This window comes from Pseudoxanthomonas sp. SL93 (assembly GCF_026625825.1).
Classification (GTDB): Bacteria; Pseudomonadota; Gammaproteobacteria; order Xanthomonadales; family Xanthomonadaceae; genus Pseudoxanthomonas_A.
Genome location: NZ_CP113065.1, coordinates 1,477,855 through 1,496,746, shown reverse-complemented (window position 1 = coordinate 1,496,746; position 18,892 = coordinate 1,477,855). Strand labels below are relative to the sequence as shown.

Annotated in this window: 23 protein-coding genes, 2 tRNA genes and 1 other RNA gene; 18 read left to right on the top strand and 8 right to left on the bottom strand. The window is 67.8% G+C overall.

Annotation, left to right across the window (positions count from 1 at the left end; all coding sequences use genetic code 11):
* The first annotated feature begins 44 nt into the window (after positions 1–44).
* From OVA13_RS06975 to dnaQ, 4 genes are read left to right on the top strand one after another with little or no spacing between them, the layout of a single operon-like run.
* Entirely contained in the window at positions 45–707 is a 663-nt protein-coding gene (locus tag OVA13_RS06975) for a class I SAM-dependent methyltransferase (protein WP_267793063.1), read from the top strand.
* Positions 708–725: 18 nt separating this feature from the next.
* Positions 726–1,175 carry a ribonuclease HI gene (gene rnhA / locus OVA13_RS06970; RefSeq protein WP_267793062.1) on the top strand — a complete coding sequence of 150 codons (450 nt, stop codon included), beginning with the start codon at positions 726–728 and terminating at the stop codon, positions 1,173–1,175.
* Complete coding sequence (locus tag OVA13_RS06965; RefSeq protein WP_267793061.1) at positions 1,172–1,735, top strand: GNAT family N-acetyltransferase; 564 nt, start codon at positions 1,172–1,174, stop codon at positions 1,733–1,735. Before rnhA ends, OVA13_RS06965 begins: the two co-directional genes overlap by 4 nt.
* Positions 1,735–2,460 carry a DNA polymerase III subunit epsilon gene (dnaQ, locus tag OVA13_RS06960; RefSeq protein WP_267793060.1) on the top strand — a complete coding sequence of 242 codons (726 nt, stop codon included), beginning with the start codon at positions 1,735–1,737 and terminating at the stop codon, positions 2,458–2,460. Before OVA13_RS06965 ends, dnaQ begins: the two co-directional genes overlap by 1 nt.
* A 6-nt stretch (positions 2,461–2,466) precedes the next feature.
* On the opposite strand, the gene OVA13_RS06955 is transcribed toward dnaQ, so the two are convergent.
* Positions 2,467–3,171 (bottom strand): PP2C family protein-serine/threonine phosphatase, encoded by a 705-nt coding sequence (locus OVA13_RS06955; protein WP_267793059.1) that lies wholly within the window; start codon positions 3,169–3,171, stop codon positions 2,467–2,469.
* Positions 3,172–3,388: 217 nt separating this feature from the next.
* On the opposite strand from OVA13_RS06955, the gene OVA13_RS06950 reads away from it, so the two are divergent.
* Together OVA13_RS06950 and OVA13_RS06945 are read left to right on the top strand one after the other, a co-directional pair.
* Positions 3,389–3,479 (top strand) — tRNA-Ser (locus tag OVA13_RS06950).
* A 156-nt stretch (positions 3,480–3,635) separates the two neighbouring features.
* Positions 3,636–4,043 (top strand): DUF6165 family protein, encoded by a 408-nt coding sequence (locus tag OVA13_RS06945; RefSeq protein WP_267793058.1) that lies wholly within the window; start codon positions 3,636–3,638, stop codon positions 4,041–4,043.
* Between the two features lie 27 nt (positions 4,044–4,070).
* Here OVA13_RS06945 and OVA13_RS06940 read toward each other — a convergent pair whose 3' ends face one another.
* Positions 4,071–5,108 carry a glycosyltransferase family 9 protein gene (locus OVA13_RS06940; protein WP_267793057.1) on the bottom strand — a complete coding sequence of 346 codons (1,038 nt, stop codon included), beginning with the start codon at positions 5,106–5,108 and terminating at the stop codon, positions 4,071–4,073.
* A 25-nt stretch (positions 5,109–5,133) separates the two neighbouring features.
* Between OVA13_RS06940 and OVA13_RS06935 the strand changes: the two genes are divergently transcribed.
* The 7 genes from OVA13_RS06935 to OVA13_RS06905 are packed head-to-tail and all read left to right on the top strand — an operon-like array spanning position 5,134 to position 9,874.
* Positions 5,134–5,883 (top strand): 3-deoxy-D-manno-octulosonic acid kinase, encoded by a 750-nt coding sequence (locus tag OVA13_RS06935; protein ID WP_267793056.1) that lies wholly within the window; start codon positions 5,134–5,136, stop codon positions 5,881–5,883.
* A 1-nt stretch (position 5,884) separates the two neighbouring features.
* Positions 5,885–6,643, top strand: a complete 759-nt coding sequence (locus OVA13_RS06930; RefSeq protein ID WP_267793055.1) for an MBL fold metallo-hydrolase — start codon at positions 5,885–5,887, stop codon at positions 6,641–6,643.
* Positions 6,640–7,653 (top strand): GTP 3',8-cyclase MoaA, encoded by a 1,014-nt coding sequence (gene moaA, locus OVA13_RS06925; RefSeq protein ID WP_267793054.1) that lies wholly within the window; start codon positions 6,640–6,642, stop codon positions 7,651–7,653. The genes OVA13_RS06930 and moaA overlap by 4 nt, the downstream gene beginning before the upstream one ends.
* A 32-nt stretch (positions 7,654–7,685) precedes the next feature.
* The gene (gene moaC, locus OVA13_RS06920) at positions 7,686–8,171 is read left to right on the top strand and encodes a cyclic pyranopterin monophosphate synthase MoaC (protein ID WP_267793053.1); all 486 of its coding nucleotides are present in this window, start codon (positions 7,686–7,688) and stop codon (positions 8,169–8,171) included.
* Positions 8,168–8,410: a molybdopterin converting factor subunit 1 gene (moaD, locus tag OVA13_RS06915; protein ID WP_267793052.1), complete on the top strand. Its 243-nt coding sequence runs from the start codon at positions 8,168–8,170 to the stop codon at positions 8,408–8,410. The genes moaC and moaD overlap by 4 nt, the downstream gene beginning before the upstream one ends.
* Before the next feature lies 1 nt (position 8,411).
* Positions 8,412–8,840, top strand: coding sequence for a molybdenum cofactor biosynthesis protein MoaE (locus tag OVA13_RS06910; protein WP_267793051.1), 429 nt, complete (start codon positions 8,412–8,414; stop codon positions 8,838–8,840).
* Positions 8,840–9,874: a beta-propeller fold lactonase family protein gene (locus OVA13_RS06905; protein WP_267793050.1), complete on the top strand. Its 1,035-nt coding sequence runs from the start codon at positions 8,840–8,842 to the stop codon at positions 9,872–9,874. Before OVA13_RS06910 ends, OVA13_RS06905 begins: the two co-directional genes overlap by 1 nt.
* Before the next feature lie 66 nt (positions 9,875–9,940).
* Here OVA13_RS06905 and ffs read toward each other — a convergent pair.
* Positions 9,941–10,037: signal recognition particle sRNA small type (ffs, locus tag OVA13_RS06900), an RNA gene on the bottom strand.
* Positions 10,038–10,410: 373 nt separating this feature from the next.
* Between ffs and OVA13_RS06895 the strand changes: the two genes are divergently transcribed.
* Positions 10,411–10,818 (top strand): EF-hand domain-containing protein, encoded by a 408-nt coding sequence (locus OVA13_RS06895; protein WP_267793049.1) that lies wholly within the window; start codon positions 10,411–10,413, stop codon positions 10,816–10,818.
* A gap of 211 nt (positions 10,819–11,029) precedes the next feature.
* On the opposite strand, the gene OVA13_RS06890 is transcribed toward OVA13_RS06895, so the two are convergent.
* Positions 11,030–11,122, bottom strand: a tRNA-Ser gene (locus tag OVA13_RS06890).
* A 131-nt stretch (positions 11,123–11,253) separates the two neighbouring features.
* Between OVA13_RS06890 and dnaX the strand changes: the two genes are divergently transcribed.
* The 4 genes from dnaX (at position 11,254) to OVA13_RS06870 (ending at position 14,459) form a co-directional block, all read left to right on the top strand.
* Positions 11,254–13,032 (top strand): DNA polymerase III subunit gamma/tau, encoded by a 1,779-nt coding sequence (gene dnaX, locus OVA13_RS06885; RefSeq protein ID WP_267793048.1) that lies wholly within the window; start codon positions 11,254–11,256, stop codon positions 13,030–13,032.
* Between the two features lie 7 nt (positions 13,033–13,039).
* Positions 13,040–13,360 carry a YbaB/EbfC family nucleoid-associated protein gene (locus OVA13_RS06880; protein ID WP_267793047.1) on the top strand — a complete coding sequence of 107 codons (321 nt, stop codon included), beginning with the start codon at positions 13,040–13,042 and terminating at the stop codon, positions 13,358–13,360.
* A gap of 116 nt (positions 13,361–13,476) precedes the next feature.
* Positions 13,477–14,073 (top strand): recombination mediator RecR, encoded by a 597-nt coding sequence (gene recR / locus OVA13_RS06875; protein WP_267793046.1) that lies wholly within the window; start codon positions 13,477–13,479, stop codon positions 14,071–14,073.
* 32 nt (positions 14,074–14,105) lie between these two features.
* Positions 14,106–14,459, top strand: coding sequence for a histidine triad nucleotide-binding protein (locus OVA13_RS06870; protein WP_267793045.1), 354 nt, complete (start codon positions 14,106–14,108; stop codon positions 14,457–14,459).
* 73 nt (positions 14,460–14,532) lie between these two features.
* On the opposite strand, the gene OVA13_RS06865 is transcribed toward OVA13_RS06870, so the two are convergent.
* Genes OVA13_RS06865 through OVA13_RS06850 form a run of 4 tightly spaced genes read right to left on the bottom strand, consistent with a single transcriptional unit; the run spans position 14,533 to position 18,878 of the window.
* Positions 14,533–15,042 carry a Slp family lipoprotein gene (locus tag OVA13_RS06865; protein WP_267793044.1) on the bottom strand — a complete coding sequence of 170 codons (510 nt, stop codon included), beginning with the start codon at positions 15,040–15,042 and terminating at the stop codon, positions 14,533–14,535.
* Between the two features lie 17 nt (positions 15,043–15,059).
* Positions 15,060–17,000, bottom strand: coding sequence for a transglutaminase TgpA family protein (locus OVA13_RS06860; RefSeq protein ID WP_267793043.1), 1,941 nt, complete (start codon positions 16,998–17,000; stop codon positions 15,060–15,062).
* Entirely contained in the window at positions 16,984–17,952 is a 969-nt protein-coding gene (locus OVA13_RS06855) for a DUF58 domain-containing protein (protein ID WP_267793042.1), read from the bottom strand. Before OVA13_RS06855 ends, OVA13_RS06860 begins: the two co-directional genes overlap by 17 nt.
* Complete coding sequence (locus OVA13_RS06850) at positions 17,952–18,878, bottom strand: AAA family ATPase (RefSeq protein WP_267793041.1); 927 nt, start codon at positions 18,876–18,878, stop codon at positions 17,952–17,954. Before OVA13_RS06850 ends, OVA13_RS06855 begins: the two co-directional genes overlap by 1 nt.
* Positions 18,879–18,892: the final 14 nt, after the last annotated feature.

Sequence of the window (18,892 nt, the reverse complement as noted above, 5' to 3'; positions counted from 1 at the left end):
GCGGTGACGGACGCGACGGGGTGGCGTCCTCTACAATTCCGAACATGCCTGCCTTCGCGTTCACCCGTCAACCCGATCCCCTGCCGTGGTTCGGGAGCGGACGGGGTGCGCCCCTGCTGGCGGCCGAACAGGCCATCGTCACGCGTGCGCTGGCGAGCCGCTCGCCGCAGCCCTGGCTGTGGCTCGCGGCCACCCCCGCCGAATTGCCCGCCGAGGCGCCAGTGCCGCGGGGAGTCCGCCTGCATGTCACCGGGCAGCCCCAGGAGCTGCGGTTTTCCGGTGCGGTCCATTGCGGCCTGCCGTTGCCGCTGCCGACGGAAGCCATCGGCAGCATCGTGGTGCAGCATGCGCTGGATGCCGGGGATGCCCATGCGCTGCTGGACGAATGCGCCCGCGTACTGGAGCCGGGGGGCAGGCTGTGGCTTTTCACCGTGAACCCCTTCAGCCCCTATCGCCTGCGTTGGCGCAAGGCGGGCCTGCAGCCGCGGGATCCGGCGGGGTGGCACGAACGTTTCCGCCAGGTCGGGCTGCAGCCTGCCAGCGAGACGCAGTATGTCGGCCCGATATGGCGCACCAGCGGCGCCCCCGGCCGTCACTGGCCGCCGCCGCTGCGCGCGGTATGCCTGCTGGAAGCCGAAAAGCGGGTGGCGGGCCTCATTCCACCCGCCGTGGCAAAGCGTGCCTGGCGCGCCGCCGCGCCCGCCTGATCCCCTACCAAGGACCCCATGAAGCACATCAGCATCCACACAGACGGCTCGTGCCTCGGCAATCCCGGCCCCGGCGGCTGGGCCGCGCTGCTCCGCTACCAGGCCAAGGAGCGCGAACTGTCGGGGGGCGAGGCACAGACCACCAACAACCGCATGGAACTGATGGCGGCCATCGCCGCACTGGAAGCGCTCACCGAACCCTGCCAGATCACCCTGCACATCGATTCGCAGTATGTCCGCCAGGGCATCACCGAATGGATGCCGGGCTGGGTGCGGCGTGGCTGGAAGACCGCCGGCGGTGATCCGGTGAAGAACCGGGACCTGTGGGAACGCCTGCATGCGGCGACCGCGCGCCACCAGATCGACTGGAAATGGGTGAAGGGCCATTCCGGCGACCCGGACAACGAGCGCGTGGACGTGCTGGCGCGCGACGCAGCGATCCGGTTCCGCAACGGCGCGGTGGCATGAGCTCCGCGCTGATGCCCGGCCAGTTGGTGGCCGAAACCGGACGACTCCGCCTGCTGGCCATGTCCGACGCCTGTGACGAGGATGCGGAGATGATGCTGCGCCTGCTCAACGACCCGGCCTTCATCCGCAACATCGCCGATCGCGGCGTGCGCACGCTGGAAGAGGCGCGCGACTACCTGCGCAACGGTGCCCTGCGCAGCTATGCCGAGCATGGGTTTGCGATGTACGCCGTGCAGCTGAAGGCCACCGGCGAGCGGATCGGCAACTGCGGCCTGGTGCGGCGCGAAGGACTCGAGGGTCCCGATCTGGGCTATGCGCTCCTGCCAGGGTTCTGCGGGCATGGCTATGCGAAGGAAGCCGCGCAGGCCGTGCTGGCCGATGCGCGCGATCGGCTGGGTTTGGACCAGATGCTGGCCATCGTCAATCCCGACAACGCGCCATCGATCGGCCTGTTGCAGAAGCTGGGATTCGCCTTTGAGAGAATGATCGCGTTGCCCCACGTCGACCGTGCGGTGAAACTGTTCCGTTACCCCGCCCTTTCCGTGGAAGCCCAGCCCTGATGCGCCAGATCATCCTCGATACCGAAACCACCGGCCTGGAGTGGAAAAAGGGCAATCGCGTGGTCGAGATCGGGTGCGTGGAACTGATGGAGCGCCGGCCCACCGGCCGCACCTACCACCAGTACATCAACCCGCAGCGGGAGTTCGAACAAGGCGCGGCGGAGGTCACCGGACTCAGCCTGGAGTTCCTGGCGGACAAGCCGCTGTTCGCCGACATCGCGGACGAATTCCTGGCCTTCATCGACGGCGCGGAGCTGGTGATCCACAACGCCGCGTTCGACGTCGGCTTCCTCAACCATGAGCTCTCCCTGCTGGGTGAGCGGTACGGTCGCATCACCGACCGGGCCCAGGTGGAGGATTCCCTGCTGCTGGCGCGCCAGCGTTTCCCGGGCCAGCGCAATTCGCTGGATGCGCTGTGCAAGCGGTTGGGCGTGGACAACACCCATCGCCAGCTCCACGGCGCACTGCTCGACGCCCAGCTGCTGTGCGATGTCTACCTGAACCTGACCGCAGGCCAGCGTGAGATCGGGTTCGGTGGCGAGGAGGCGGGCGTGCCTGTGTCCTCGGTGGCGATGCCGGTGTTCACCGCCTCCATGGCCGGCGAACGGCCCCGCGTGCGTCCCAGCAACGATGAGCTTGCCGCCCATGAGGCGCGCCTGGAGAAACTGCGCAAGAAGGCCGGCGGTCGCTGCCTGTGGGACGAGCCGGTGTTCGAAGCCTCCTGAGGGCTTTCAGTGGCAGCGGACCAGGATGGCGGTGACGTTGTCCGAGCCGCCGCCATCCAGCGCCGCGGCGACCAGCGTGTCGACGCATTCCTGCGCGCTGCAATCGTCGTGGCGCAGCGTGTTGGCGATGCTGCTGTCGTCGACTTCCTCGGTCAGCCCGTCGCTGCACAGCAGCAGCTGCATGCCCGGGCGCAGTTCGCCGGTCATGGTCTCGACGTTCAGGTGGTTGGGGTCGGTGACGCCCAGGGCCTGGGTGACCACGTTGCGGTGCGGGTGCGAGCGGGCCTGTTCGGTGGTCAGGGCGCCCTGGGCGATCAGTTCCTGCACGTAGCTGTGGTCCTGGCTGAGCTGGGCCAGGTTGCCTTCACGCCACAGGTAGGCCCGGCTGTCGCCGACCCAGGCGACCTCGAAGCGGTTGCCCTGGATGCGCGCGGCGACCACGGTGGTCCCCATGGGCAGCGTGTCGTTGCGGCGGCGCGAGGTACGGATGATTTCCTCATCGGCGATCCGGATGGCCTGGGCCAGCGGCGTGCCATCACGGATCTCGCGCACGATGGTTTCGCGCGCCAAGGCGCTGGCCACTTCGCCACAGGCATGCCCCCCCATCCCGTCGGCCACCAGCCACAGCCCCAGCTCGCTGTCGCCGTAATAGGTGTCCTCGTTGAGTTCCCGCCGCAGGCCGACGTGGGTGATGTGGCCGAATTCGATCATGGTGCCCTGTTGGTCAAGACGGGATTTTCCTTACCCGCTTATTACGGAATGATCCGCATGAAGCGGACAGTGGGCAAGGCCGGCGTGGTCGCGAGGGCAGGACCGGTTCATCACGCGGATGGAATCTGGCGAGGAGCCAGCGAAAAGCGACGTTTCCGGCTTGTCGCAGCCCCTCGCGGCCCGTATCATTCACGGCCCGGCCATGCCGGATACCACCGGAGAGGTGGCAGAGTGGTTGAATGTACCTGACTCGAAATCAGGCATACGTTAATAGCGTATCGAGGGTTCGAATCCCTCCCTCTCCGCCAGATATGCAGGAGCCCCCGCAAGGGGGCTTTTGCGTATGTGGGGCAGCAGGTGTCGCGATTGGAACCCCTGACTCCAAGATGCCGCACGCTGAACGCCTCTTTACGCCGGCCAACACCACAGCGCCTACAATCACCCCCTTTGCAGCGGAGCCCTCCATGTCCGAAATCCTCGTTCCCGTCTCCTTCGGCGAACTGCTCGACAAGATCGCCATCCTGCAGATCAAGTCCGAGCGCATGAGCGACCCGGCCAAGCTGGCCAACGTGCGCAACGAACTGGGCGCGCTGGAGCAGACCTGGATGGCGCATCCGGCCGCGGGCCACAACATCGTGGAGCTGCGTGCCCAGCTGAAGGCCGTCAATGAGCGGCTGTGGGTGATCGAGGACGACATCCGCATCAAGGAGAAGGCGCAGGAATTCGATGCCGAGTTCATCCGCCTGGCGCGCGCGGTGTATTTCGAGAACGACGACCGAGCGCGCATCAAGAAGGACATCAACCTCGCGCTGGGCTCCAGCTACGTGGAAGAAAAGTCCTACCAGGATTACCGGGCCGGCGCGGCGCCGTGATTTGCCGGTCGTGAGCGTCCGGCCGGCTCATGCCCGGTCGGCGACGTAACGTTCGAACGCCGTGATGGCATCGGCGACGGTGATGAGTTCCATCACGCCGTCATGCTCGATCTTGCTGCCCCACTTCAGTGCCGATGCCGGCCTGCCCTTGTATTTGCGGGCCGCGTCGTCGTAGCGGTCAACGCAATAACGCACGGTCGAATAGGGGCCGCTGCGCAGCGGGTTGCTGGCGGCGTGCAGTCCCAGTACCGCCGCCCCCATCGCGTTGGCGATGTGCATCGGCCCGGAGTCCGGCGTCATCACCAGATCGGCGCGGGCGAGCAGGGCGGGCAGTTGCTTCAGCGTGTCCTTGCCCACCAGGTCAAGGGGCGCCGCCTGCATCGAGGCGATGATCGCGTCGGCAGTGCGGCGTTCCAGTTCGCTGCGCCCCCCGCACAGCACGACGCGCCAGCCGCGTGACACGGCGTGGTCCGCCACGGCGGCGTAGCGGTCGGCATACCAGTTGCGGCGTTCGTGGCTTGAACACGGCGATATGACCAGCGTGCGCTGGCCATCCTGCGGCCATTGCGCGGTCGCCCAGGCGTGGGCCTCCGCGGGGACGGGCAACCGCCACGCCACCGTGTCCTGCCGCAAACCCAGCGGCTCGCAGAAACTGCCCATCGCATCCAGCACGTGGATGCCGGGACGGTCGGGGATGCGTTCGTTGATGAAGAGCCCATGCAGGTCCTTTGAGCGGCTGCGGTCATAGCCGACGCGCCGGCGCGCCGGGATGAAGGCGGACAGCAGGTTGGCCCGGAACGCCACCTGCATCTGCAGCAGTGCGTCGAAGCCCTGGGCGGGCAATTCCCTGCGCAGCGCACGCATGCCGGCGATGCCGGTCTTCTTGTCGTAGGTGTGGAAGACCACGCCTTCCAATCCCTCCAGCAGCTTGTAGCCGGCCTTGTCGATGACCCAGTGCAAGCGCACCTGCGGCCAATGCCGTTGCAGCGTGCGCACCAGGGGCACGACATGGGTCACATCGCCAAGGGCGGAGAGGCGGAGCAGGCAGAGCGATTGGGGAATCATGGGGAACTGTTGTTAGACTCGCTGGATGGTCGGATTTGACGCTTCGGAATCCCTGACGCCGTTCCGCGATGGCAGCGGATACGGTGCGATTCTGTTCGACCGCAAACATCTGCGGCAAGCGGACCCCGACTGGTTCGTGCCCGAGAAGTGGGGCGACCGTGCCCGGCCGGTCGACAGCGGTGGGCGGGGCGGCGCCTGGTTCATCGAAGCGCCTTCCAGCCAGTGCGTCCTGCGCATGTATCGCAGGGGCGGCCTGGCGGCTCGCTTCAGCCGTGACCGCTACCTGTGGCATGGCCCGGACCGCACCCGCAGTTTCGCCGAATTCCGCCTGATGCGCGCGCTGCTCGCGCGTGGCCTGCCGGTGCCGCGGCCGGTGGCGGCCAGCTACGTGCGCGATGGCATGTTCTACCGCGCGGCGATCCTGATGGAACGCCTGCTGGACGTACGCTCGCTGGCGGACCTGGCCCAATCACAGGCCGCGCATGCACCCTGGGACCCGGCGGGGCGGCTGATCGCGCGCTTCCACCGTGTCGGCACCGACCATGCCGACCTCAACGCGCACAACATCCTGTTCGACGACAAGGGCCACGGCTGGCTGATCGACCTGGATCGCGGCGCACTGCGCATCCCTGCCACGGCCTGGCGCGAGGAAAACCTGTCGCGCCTGAAACGTTCGCTGCTGAAGCTGCGTGGCGAACGCAGCGTGGAAGACGTGGAGCGCGATTTCAGCGTGCTGCGCAAGGCCTACGACCACGCCTGGTCGCGGGGCTACTGACATGGGCTGGCAACTCCGTTTCCATGGCGTGGGCAGCGCGACCGCGGTCGAACTGGGTTCTGCGATGGCCACGCTGGAACGCGATGGACTTCCCTGGCTGACCATCGACTGTGGCGGAGAAGGACTGACCGCCTACCAGGCGCACTACGGCGGGATGCCGGAGGCACTGTTCGTGACCCATGCGCACCTGGACCATGTGGCGGGCTTCGAGCGGTTGTTCGTGGGCAGCTACTTCGACGAGTCCCGGCGTGGACGCGTGCGCGTATACGTGCCCGCCCCGCTGGTGCCGCTGCTGCAGCAGCGCGTCGGGGATTATCCCAATGTGCTCGCCGAAGGCGGCACCAACTTCTGGGACGCCTTCCAGCTGATCCCGGTCTCCGGGGCGTTCTGGCATGAAGGCATGCGCCTGGAAGTGTTCCCGGTGCGCCACCACTGGCCGGACACCGCCTTCGGCCTGCGTCTGTCGGGTAGCGTGGTGTGGACGGGCGATACCCGTCCCATTCCCGAGATGCTGGCAAGGCACGCCGACGACGGCGAACTGATCGCGCACGACTGCGCGCTGCATGGCAATCCTTCGCACAGCGGCATCGACGACCTGGAGCGCGAGTATCCGCCAGCCCTGTTGTCGCGTTGTGTGCTTTACCACTATGCCAGCGCGGCGGACGGGAACGCCCTGGCCGCGCGCGGGCATCGCGTTGCCCGTCCGGGGGATGTGCTGCCGCTGGTGGCGCCCGGCGCCGCGAAGGTGGCCGCCGGATGAGCGACGTCGTGCTGCCGCTGGACGTGCGCGGGCGGCCGCTGCGCGACCTTCGCCTGTCGGTGATCGACGCGTGCAATTTCCGCTGCGGCTACTGCATGCCGGCGGACCGCATTCCGGACGACCATGGCATGGATTCCCGCATGCGCATGTCGTTCGACGAGATCGAGACGCTGGCGCGCGCTTTCGTCCGCATCGGCGTGCGGAAACTGCGCCTGACCGGGGGGGAACCGCTGCTGCGCAAGCGGTTGCCGGAACTGGTGGCACGACTGGCCGTCATCCCCGATCTTGAAGACCTGGCGCTGACCACCAATGGTGCGCTGCTGGCAGGGCAGGCGAAGGCGCTGCACGATGCCGGCCTGCGCCGCATCACCATCAGCCTGGATGCGCTGGACGATGCGGTGTTCTCGGCCATGTCGGGGGGGCGGGGCCGCGTGCGCGACACGCTGGCCGGCATCGACGCGGCCGTCGCCGCGGGGTTCACCCGCATCAAGTTCAACACCGTGGTGCAGCGGGGCGTCAACGAGGACCAGGTCTTGCCGCTGGTGGAGCATTTCCGCGGCAGCGGCCACGTGCTGCGCTTCATCGAATACATGGACGTGGGCACCTGCAACGGCTGGCAGCGCGACCAGATGGTGACCTCGGCGGAACTGCACGACCGTATCGCCGCGCGCTGGCCGCTGCGCGCTCTGGAGGCGGATTATCGGGGCGAAGTGGCGTCGCGCTATGCCTTCCAGGACGGTGCCGGCGAGATCGGCTTCGTCAGTTCCGTCAGCGAACCATTCTGCGGGGATTGCCATCGTGCCCGTGTTTCTGCCGACGGGCGGCTGTTCACCTGCCTGTTCGCGTCGGAAGGCACCGACCTGCGCGCTGTCCTGGCGCAGGGCGAAGATGCGTTGAGCGAGCATGTGGCGCGGTTGTGGTCGCGCCGCGCGGACCGCTACAGCGAGCTGCGCGGTTCGCCCACGGTCAGCCGCCGCAAGCATGTCGAGATGTATCTTATCGGCGGTTGATACCCCATCCCCGTCCCCACACGGAACCCAGCGTGCCCCGCAAGACACTGACCCATATCGACGCCGCCGGTCGCCCGGCCATGGTGGATGTCTCCGGCAAGGCGGCCACCCCCCGCGACGCCGTCGCCAGCTGCAAGGTGAAGTTCCCGGCCGACGTCGCGCGACAGCTCCGGCGCGATGGGTTGCGCAGCGCCAAGGGTGGCATCGTCGACACCGCGATCATCGCCGGGACCATGGCCGTCAAGCGCACGCATGAGCTCATCCCTTTCTGTCATCCGCTGCCTATCGACGGCTGCCGCATCGCCATCGACTGGGACGGGGAAACGACGCTGGCGATCGAGTGCGGCGTGCGCACGACCCATCGTACCGGCGTGGAGATGGAGGCCCTGACCGGCGCCACCGTCGCGGCATTGACTGTCTACGACATGTGCAAGGCGCTGTCGCATCGCATTGTCATCGGCCCGGCCAGGCTGCTGGGCAAGCGGGGCGGCAAGCGCGATTTCGGTGTCACGCCATGACGACGGTGACGCTGCTCTATTTCGCAAGCCTTCGCGAATCCACCGGCGTGCCCAGCGAGGCGCTGCAGACCGGCGCGACGGATCTGGCCGGTGTCTATGCGGACGTGCAGGCGCGGCACGGCATCGCTTGGCCGATGCAGCACCTGCGGGTCGCCGTGGATGGCGAATTCGCGCGTTGGCAGGACGCGGTTCGGGACGGTAGCGAGATCGCGTTCATCCCCCCGGTGAGTGGAGGCTGAGATGCTGCATTTCCGACTGGCCGAGGCCGCCTTCGACATCGATGCGCTGCGCGCGCAACTGCTCGATCCCCGCGCCGGTGCATATGCCAGCTTCGAAGGCTGGGTGCGCGACCACCATGCCGGCCGCGCGGTCGATGGCCTGGACTACGAAGCCTACGCCGCCCTGGCGGAACGCGAGGGCGAGCGCATCGTCGTCGAGGCCGCCGAGCGTTTCGAGCTGCTCGCGGCCTGCTGCGTGCATCGCGTGGGGACGCTGGGCGTCGGCGACCTGGCCGTCTGGGTGGGCGTCAGCGCGGCGCACCGTGGCGCGGCGTTCGATGCCTGCCGCTACATCATCGATGAGGTCAAGCAGCGCGTGCCGATCTGGAAGCGGGAGCACTACCGCGAAGGCGGCGCGGACTGGCTGCATCCCTCCGCCGGGGAGAGCTGATGCGCATGCGCCGCCTGCCGTTCGCCGCCGTGATCGTCTGCGCCATGTTGGCGCCTCTTCCGTTGTCGGCCGCCGAACTGCTGGTCGGCAACAAGTCGGCCGACACCGTCTGGCGCTTGTCGTTGAAGGATGGTCGGCGCATCGGCGAGTTCCGTACCGGTGACGCCCCCCACGAGATCGCCATATCGCCGGATGGGCGCACGGCGGTGGTCACGAACTACGGCAGCGTGAAGTCCGGCAATACCCTGTCCGTGCTCGACCTGGTAGGCGGTCGGCCCACCCGGCATGTCGACCTGGGACAGCACAGTGCGCCCCACGGGCTGCGCTTCCTTTCCGATGGCCGGCGCGTGGTGGCGACCACCGAAGCCTCGGCCAGCGTGCTGGTCGTGGACGTGGAAGCGGGGGAGGTGCTGAAGGCCATCGACGTGGGCGACGGCACCGGCCACATGCTCGCGTTGTCGCCTGACGAACGCTTCGCCTACGTCACCAAGATCGCCGCGGGCACGTTGAGCCGGATCGATCTGGTCGCTGGCACCAAGACCCACGAGCGCCCGGCAGGGAAGGGGGCCGAAGGCGTCGCGGTAAGGCCGGACGGGGCCGAGGTGTGGGTGACCAACCGCGAAGACGGCACGGTTACCGTGCACGATCCGTCCACGCTGGCCGTGCGGCGGCGGATGTCCAGCAAGGGTTTCCCGATCCGCGTGGTGTTTTCCGCCGACGGCACGCAGGCGTTCGTGACCAATGCGCGAGCGGCCACGCTGTCGGTGTTCAACGCACGTTCCAAGCTGCCAGTGGCGACCGTAGCGCTTTCGCGCGAAGGCATCGAGTACGAGGCCACGATGCTGGGACGCGCCGCACTGCCCATCGGCGTGGTGGTGGCCGGCGACCGCCCGCGTGCATACGTGGCCATCAGCGGCGGCGACCGCATCGCGGTGATCGACACGCAGCGCTGGCAGGTGATCGACTACTGGGTGACCGGGCGCGAGCCCGATGCGCTGGGGATTGTCGCGGGAGCGCGCCGCGGCAAGGACTAATCAGGAGGCGACGATACCGTCGCAATGGGCGGGGGAAATGAAAAGTCAGTGCCTGAAAAGGCGGTGGCCCCGCCGGCTGACCTCGGCGCCCGCGTCAGTCGATACCGTTGCTGCCTTCCGGCCCTGGCGGAGTTTTCAACCTAGCGTCGCGAGGGGCCGACGGGGCCACCATAGAAACGAAACGCGCGAGAGCACGGCTGCATCATCAGGCCGGTCGTCAGTGCGCGAAATCCAGCGACGAGGCCTCACCCGAAGGCAGTCCGCGCTCAATCGCCGTGGGGAATTCTGCCTGATAAGCCCCGGGAACTCCAGCGGAAAGCGCCACTGTCATCCCGTTTCACACCCTCGCAAGGCCGACGGACCACCCACCTCGCCACCCCTCGGCCCTCAGATCAAGGGAGGAAATCCCCGCGCAGATAAGTATTTTTACTTTGGTTTCGCGTCTTGCCTGCGTTGGCTTACCGGTCACAATGAAGCCGCGCGCGCACGCCCGCGCATCGCCCCGTCAAGCATCCACCCAGACACTGGAGACCGACGTGAACGCCTGCATTCGACTTGCTTTTGCCGCTGTACTCCTGGCGCCCTGCGCCGCCGACGCGCAATCCCTTCCGGCATCGGCATCGGCGCGTTTCGGCCTGTTCGATGCCGATGGTAACGGCGCGATGAGCATGGACGAATACAAGAGCGCCCTGCCGTTCTCGCAGTTCGATACCGACAAGGACAATCGGATTTCCGAAACCGAACTTCAGAGCATCTTCGGGGAACAGGCCGATGGCCAACCGTCCGCAGCGGATCACGTTCGCATCCACGATGAGAATAACGATGGCAGCCTGACCGAAGAGGAGTTCCGTAACGTGCTGGAGGCGCGTTTCCGTTCGTTCGACAAGAACGACGACGAAAGCGTGGATCTGGCCGAAATGAAGGCCGGCACCTCTATCCTTTAGCGAGAAGCAGTGTGCATTCGGCGCTGGATGAAGCGTTTCATCGCTCTCGGCGGCACGATCCCCGGATCGGTGTCGCCACGCGGATACGCCGAGCATCAAGCCGGAGAGGGGCCGCCATGGAGCATTCCGTCGCGCTTATGGGCGGAAGTGTGGGCGAGCCTACCCCAGAAAGACGAAAACCCTTGCAGGGCAAGGGCTTCGGGGTTTGATCTGGCGGAGAGAGGGGGATTCGAACCCCCGAAGCGCGGTTTAGACGCTTACACACTTTCCAGGCGTGCTCCTTCAACCACTCGGACACCTCTCCGGGACCTGAATGCAACCGAGGGTCGCTTTCAGGGCCGTGAATTCTAGCCTCCGGCGGGTCCGGCCACAAGTAAAACCGGCGGGAGCGCGGTCGGCGCAGGAGGGGCCGGGCCGGCGTGGCACAATGTGGGCATGTCCTATCTCGTCCTTGCCCGTAAGTGGCGCCCCAAGCGTTTCGCCGAGTTGGTGGGCCAGGAACACGTGGTCCGCGCGCTGACCAACGCGCTGGACAGCGGTCGCGTTCACCACGCCTTCCTGTTCACCGGCACGCGCGGCGTCGGCAAGACCACCATCGCGCGCATCTTCGCCAAATCGCTGAACTGCGAGAAGGGCACCAGTGCCGACCCTTGCGGCCAGTGCGCGGCCTGCCTGGATATCGACGCCGGCCGCTACATCGACCTGCTCGAGATCGACGCCGCCTCCAACACCGGCGTGGACGACGTGCGCGAGGTGATCGAGAACGCCCAGTACATGCCGTCGCGCGGCAAGTTCAAGGTCTACCTGATCGACGAAGTCCACATGCTGTCGAAAGCGGCGTTCAACGCGCTGCTGAAGACGCTGGAAGAGCCGCCGGAGCACGTCAAGTTCCTGCTGGCCACCACCGATCCGCAGAAGCTGCCGGTCACCGTGCTGTCCCGCTGCCTGCAGTTCAACCTGAAGCGGCTGGACGAAGGCCAGATCGCCGGACAGGTCACCAGGATCCTGGGTGCCGAAGGCATCGAGGCCGACGAGGGCGCCATCCGCCAGATCGCCAAGGCTGCCGACGGCAGTCTGCGCGATGGCCTGTCGCTGCTGGACCAGGCGATTGCCTATGCCGGCGGCGCGCTGCGTGACGACGGCGTGCGCACCATGCTGGGCACCGTGGACCGCACGCAGGTGGGCGCCATGCTGGATGCCCTGGCGCGCGGCGATGGTGAATCCCTGCTGGCGGTGGTGGCGGCGCTGGCCGAGTTCTCGCCCGACTGGGCAGGCGTGCTGGATGCCCTGGCCGAAGCCCTGCACCGCATCCAGGTGCGCCAGCTGGTGCCCTCGGCCGCCGTCGAATCCGAAGGCATCGACGTGGATGCGTTCGCGCAGCAGCTCCGGCCCGAGGTCGTGCAGTTGTGGTACCAGATGTCGTTGAGCGGACGCCGCGATCTGTACCTGGCGCCGAGCGGGCGTGCAGGCTTCGAGATGAGCGTGCTGCGCATGCTGGCGTTCCGTCCGGCGCAGGCCGGCGAACTGCGGGGCGACGGCAAGCCGGCGCCAGCGGTCGCCGCGTCGACGGTTACGGCCGCCATGCCGACGCCACGCGCTGTCGCGTCCGCGCCGGAGCCCGTGGCGGTCGTGTCGCCGCCGGCCCCAACGCCGGCACCCGTCCCGCCACTTTCCGCTTCCTTACCCGATGACACGCCGCCTTGGGCGACGGGCGACATCGTCGTGGCGCCGGCACCCCCGGTTCCGGTGGCCGCGCGCAGCGATTCCGCCCCAGCGCCGGCCGCGGCTTCCTTCATGCCCGTGGACATCGGCATCACCGACGCCGAGACGTGGCTGCACTTCGCCCATCACAGCGGGCTGAAAGGCGTCGGCAAGCAACTGGTCGAGAACGCGGCATTCGTCGCGTATGACGCCGGCGTGCTGAAGCTTTCGCTGGATGCCGGGTTCGACTACCTGCGTTCGGACCGCGCAACACGAGAGCTGGCCGAAGCCATCGCCCTGCGTTACGGCGTGGCACCGAAACTTGTATTCGTGTCCGCCGAGGCGCACGCCGGCAGCGGCGGCGAAACGCTGAAGGAACGCAGCCACCGCCAGCGCGACGAGCGCCAGAGCTCGGCCGAAGAAACCTTCATGAACCATCCGGATGTGCAGCGGTTGATCCAGCAGCACGGCGCCAAGGTCGTCCCGGATTCCATCCGTCCTTACGAAGAGTGATGCAGACATGCGTGGAAACATTGCCCAACTGATGCAGCAGGCGCAGAAGATGCAGGAAAACCTGCAGCGTGCGCAGGAAGAACTGGCCAAGCTGGAGGTCACCGGCAACGCCGGCGGCGGCATGGTCAGCGTGACCCTGACCGGCACCAAGGAATGCCGCAAGGTGCGCATCGATCCGTCCGTGCTGGGCGACCAGGAAATGCTGGAGGACCTGGTGGCGGCCGCGTTCAACGACGCCGCCAACAAGGTCGACGCCGAATCGAAGGCGAAGATGGGGTCGGCCACCGCCGGCATGCCGCTGCCGCCGGGCATGAAGCTGCCGTTCTGAGCTGCCGGGAGTCGTGATCGGCGATTCGTGAAATCCGCGGATCGCGTGTTGCGGCGGCCTGAGCAGACGACAGCCGTTCCGAATCACCCATCCCCCATCGTCCATCGCGCCTTCACGTGTCTTCCCTCCTCGAACAACTGATCGAGTCGTTGCGCGTACTGCCCGGTGTCGGGCAGAAGACCGCGCAACGCATGGCGTACCACCTGCTCGATCGCGAGCGGGAGGGAGGCAAGCGGCTGGCCGACATCCTCGGCGTTGCGCTGGACAGCATCGGTCATTGCCGCCAGTGCCGGGATTTCACCGAGTCCGAGCTGTGCGCGCTGTGCGCCAGCAGCAGTCGCGACCGGCACCAGTTGTGCGTGGTGGAGTCGCCGTCCGACCGTCTGGCCATCGAGCAGGCGACCGGCTATCGGGGTGTCTACTTCGTGCTGCAGGGACGCCTGTCGCCGCTGGACGGTATCGGTCCGCGCGAACTGGGACTGGACCAGTTGGCCACCCGGCTGGCCGAGGGCGAGGTCACCGAGATGATCATCGCCACCAATCCCACCGTCGAGGGCGAAGCGACGGCGCACTACCTTGCCCAGCTGGCACGCCAGCAGGGCGTGCGCCCCAGCCGCCTGGCCCATGGCGTGCCGTTGGGCGGCGAGTTGGAGTACGTCGACCGCGGCACGCTGGCGCATGCCTTCGGTGGCCGCAGCGACATGCCGCTGTAAGCTCCACGTCCTGCACGCACCAGGAGGAATCCATGACCGACACCCTGTTCGCCAAGATCATCCGCCGCGAGATTCCCGCCACCATCGTCCACGAGGACGAGGACGTGCTGGGATTCAAGGACATCGCTCCGCAGGCGCCGGTACACGTGCTGTTCGTACCCAAGCGGGAAGCGATACCCACGCTGGATGATGTGAAGCCCGACCAGGCACTGCTGCTGGGCAAGCTGATGCTGGCGGCCGCCGACTACGCGCGCCGCGAGGGTTTCGCGCAGGACGGCTACCGGGTGGTGATGAACTGCCGCGAGCACGCGGGGCAGACCGTGTTCCACATCCATCTGCACCTGCTGGCCGGTGCCCCGTTGGGACGCTTCGGCACGCCGGGCTGAACGGCGCTCCTTCCTTCACGCAAAAAAAGAAAGCCGCCCCGTGGGCGGCTTTCTCATGTGCGGTGGAGGCCGCTTACCAGCCCCACCAGCCCCAGCGCGGGCCCCAGTAGAACGGGTCGCGGTAGTAGGGGTAAACCACATCGACCTCGCGTACTTCCGGCCACAGATAGACGACGTCGGCGGCCATACGGGGCAGCTGGTAGTCGTACTCGCCGATGCGCGTGGACTCGTATCCCTCGATGCGCCCGACGAAGGTCACCTCGCGGCCTTCGGTGAACACGGCGGGATCGTAGAAGCCCGCGCGGCAGGCGATGAAGCGGCCATCGGTGGCGTCGGGGGCGCTGCTCAAGGGGCGTCCCGTTCCCGACAACGGGCGGGAGACCAGCTGGAAGCAGGTGGAATTCTGTGCGGGGGTAGTGCTGATGATGCGGCCGCCCCAGCGGACCGGTGCGCCCACCTGCGGAGCCGCCACGGAGTCGCGCGGGTTGACCGGCGTGAAGCTGCCCTGCAACGGCTTGGGTGCGGTGGCGCACGCGGCCAGGGTGGCGGCAGCGGCGGCAAGCAAAACGATACGAAGGTTCATGGCCAGTCTCCAGTAGGTTACGGGCGGTGCCGGCGCAGGTCTTCGATCAGTGCGCGGTGATCCCCCTCACTGGCAGCGTAACGCGCCGCGGCGAAACGCCGGCTGAGTGAAAACAGCAGATTGGCCCCCTGCGGACGTTGGGCAGCGACCCGGCGCGCCCAGTCGCTGGCGGTTTCGTGTGGCTCCCGTGACAGCCCGAACCGGGCATACCGTGCGCCCAGCCTATGCCATGCCCGCAACAGGGGGTCGCGCTCGCGCTCGCCGCGTGCCAGCAGCCAGGCCATCCAGCCCAGCGCCAGCAGCGCGAACACGCCGAACAGCACCCCCATGCCGCCCGTCCCCAGCCCGTTGGCACCCAGCCTTTCCAGCAGGCGGGCCTGACGCGACGCATCGAAGCCCAGCACCAGGTCATTCCAGCCGCGGCGCAGCCAGTCACTGACGTTGCCGAAGCCGGCGAACGTGCCCAATGCGGCATCACCGGTTGCGATACGGTCCTCCAGCGTGTCGTAGATGCGTTCCGGTGCCACGGCGGCCGTCGGATCCACGCGCACCCAGCCGCGCCCGGGCAACCAGACTTCTGCCCACGCATGCGCATCCATCCGGCGCACCATCCAGTACTTGCCCAGCGGGTTGTAGATGCCGCCGGTGTAGCCGGTCACCACCCGCGACGGCACGCCCGCCGAGCGCATCAGCACGACGAAGGCGGAGCTGAAGTGCTCGCAATACCCTTGCTTGCGGTCGAACAGGAACTCATCCACCGCATGCCGGCCCGGCAGGGGCGTCTCCAGCGTGTAGGCGAATTCGGCGCGGATCCATTGCAGTGCGCGGTTGACCAGGGCGGCATCGTCGCGGCCTGCTTCCTGCCGCCATTGCGCCGCGAGCGCCCGCGTGCGCGGATTGAACCCGTCCGGAAGCAGCAGGGCGCGCTGGCGCAATGTCCGTTTCAGGTCGGCATCGAAGCGTGCGGGTGCGGCCGACTGCATGCGCCAGCGCGACAGCGAGCTCAACGGTGACGCGACCGACAGCCCATAGTCCATCGAAAGCCGGGCGCCGTCGGGCGCCTGCGTCGGCAGGTCGAGGGCCACCAGGTGGCGACGATCGGTGGGTTCGACTTCCAGCTGGTAGTCCCATGTGCGCGTCCCTGCCACCACCGGCTCCGCCGGCAATGAACGCATCCAGCCTGGCTGGGTCCAGCTGCGGCCGTCGAAATCCCACAGCACCGGCCCGCGCCAGTACATGTCCTCCGCGCGGGGTGTGGCACCGAAGAACTGCACGCGCAGCGCGGGGGAGTCGTCGGTCATCAGGTCCAGCCATTCGCCGGGCGTCATTTCGTCGCTCAGGCCGGGGCGGGCGAGCGCGCGTTCGGGAACGCCCCACAGCGGCGTGGCGAAGCGCGGGAACAGCCAGAATGCGGCGAGCATCAGCGGCAGTCCGATCGCCACCAGCTTGCCGACCATGGCCAGCCTGCGCAGCGCGGGCGGACCGTCGCTGATCGCCTGTGCCTCCGCGTCGGCCAGCCGTTGCAGGGCGACCAGTCCGCTCAGGATGCCCAGCAGGCCGAGGCTCATCGTCAACGGCCCCTGGTCCAGCAGGAAAGCAGCAAACGGCGCGAACATCGCGAACCCCAGCAGGCTGCGGTTGTCGCGCAGGCTGGTGGTTTCGGTGGGCTTGATGGCCAGCATGGCGGCCAGGAGCGCGCAGCCGGTGTCGCGGCCGAACCGTATGCCCATCACCGATATCACCGCAGCCAGCACCGCGAGCGCAAGCATCGCGCGCAGCAGGGTGGGAAGCGGCCGGCGCCACGACGCGGCGGCCATCACCAGGCCCGTGGCGCCCAGCCCCAGCGCCAGCATGGGCGGCAACTGGATCAGCAGCGTCAGCAGGCACGCCGCGGCGGTGGTCAGCGTCCACAGCCGGCTGCCCGCATCCAGTGGCACGGCGTCAGCGCGTTTCGGCATAAGGCAGCAGCGCGAGGGCGCGCAGGCAGAGGTGGCGATGGGCGGCGCCATGCGAGGGTCCCATGGCGGGCTGGCCGGGCAGGACGAGACGGTAGCGGCGGCCTTCGCGTTCGGCCAGATCCACCCAGTGCGCGAGTCGTCGGATGCGGTGTTCGTAGGGCAGCGCGGACAGGCTGTGCCATTCCAGCGGCACTTCGGCGCCGAGTGGCTGTTCGTATTCGCGCACCAACAGCGTGTCGCGCCGCGCGGTGGGCTTCCAGGCGATCGCGCGCCGCGCATCGCCCGGGCGATAGGCACGCAGATGATGAACGTCGTCGCCGGCCGGATGCAGGCGCGATTGCAGGCCCGTACCCTGGCCTTCCGGTAACGGGGGACCGCCGGGCTCCGGTTGCGGATACACCAGCAACGGCGACGCAGGCCAGACCCACGACCACGCGCGGGCCAGCCCCAGCGGCTGCGTGGTGGACAGGCGAATGCGGTCGAGGCTGAACCATCCGCGGCGGGACGTGGGCGCTGCGAACTGTGCCATCACGCCTTCGCCGGCCATTGGCGGGGCGAAGCAGACGGCATCCAGCGCATCCAGGCGCAGGCCCCGCCGGGCGCGTCCATCGCGTGCGGACAGCGCGACATGCACCTGCAACGGCGTACCCGCAGGCACGGGCTCGGCCGAGATCGCATCCACGCGCAATTCGGACAACTGCAGGTGCGCGGCGATCAGGCTTGCCATCGCGGTGGCCGCCAGCAGCAGGGCCAGCAGCAGGGCCGGGTTGTTGTTGTAGTTCAACGCACCCAGCACCATCACGAACAGCAGTGCGGCAAAGAACAACCCGAACGGCGTGAGCAGTACGTAGATCCGTCGGCGGTCGAGCTGCACGGGCAACGCTTCCGGCTGGCGCGGGCGCGCCAGCAGCGCGAAGCGACGGGCCAGGGCCGCGCGGGGCGTCTCCGCCATCAGTCCACCGGCACCGCGTGCAGGATGGCCTTGGCCAGCGCCGCGACCGAGGAGGATTCGGCTTCCGCCACCAGGCGATGGGCCGCGACAGCGGCGAACAGGGCCTGCACGTCTTCCGGCAGCACATGGTTGCGCCCCAGCAGCAGCGCATAGGCACGCGCCGCGCGCAGCAGTGCGATGCCCGCGCGCGGCGAAAGGCCCACGCGCACGCCCGGGTGCTGGCGGCTGCGCGCCAGCAGTGACTGCACGTAATGGATGAGCGCGTCGCTGGCGTGCACGGCATTGACGGCCTGCCGCAACGCCAGCACGTCTTCAGACGACAGCAGTGGCATGGCCTGCGCGATCAGCATGCGACGGTCGCTGCCGGATAGCAGTTCGCGCTCGGATTCCGCGCTCGGGTAGCCCAGTGCGAGCCGCAGCAGGAAGCGGTCCAGCTGCGAATCCGGCAAGGGATACGTGCCCGACAGGTCCACCGGGTTCTGCGTGGCGATCACGAAGAACGGCTGCGGCAGTGCATGCGTCACCCCATCCAGGGTGACCTGGTACTCCGCCATCGCTTCCAGCAAGGCGCTCTGGGTGCGGGGCGGCGCGCGGTTGATTTCATCCGCCAGCAGCACGTTGGTGAAGACGGGACCGGGGTGGAAGGTAAAGGCGCGTGCCTGCGCGTCGTACACCGACACCCCCAACACGTCCGCCGGCAGCAGGTCCGAGGTGAACTGCACGCGCTGGAAGCCCAGGCCCAGCGTGGCCGCCAATGCATGCGCCAGCGTGGTCTTTCCCAGTCCTGGCAGGTCTTCGATCAGCAGGTGGCCGTCGGAAAGCAGGGCGACGAAGGCGAGGCGCACTTCATGCGCCTTGCCCAGCACCAGTGCGTTGACCTGCGCCTGTGCGCGTTTGAGGGCGTCGCCCAAGGCATCGGATAGCATAGGTCGGGTGCTGG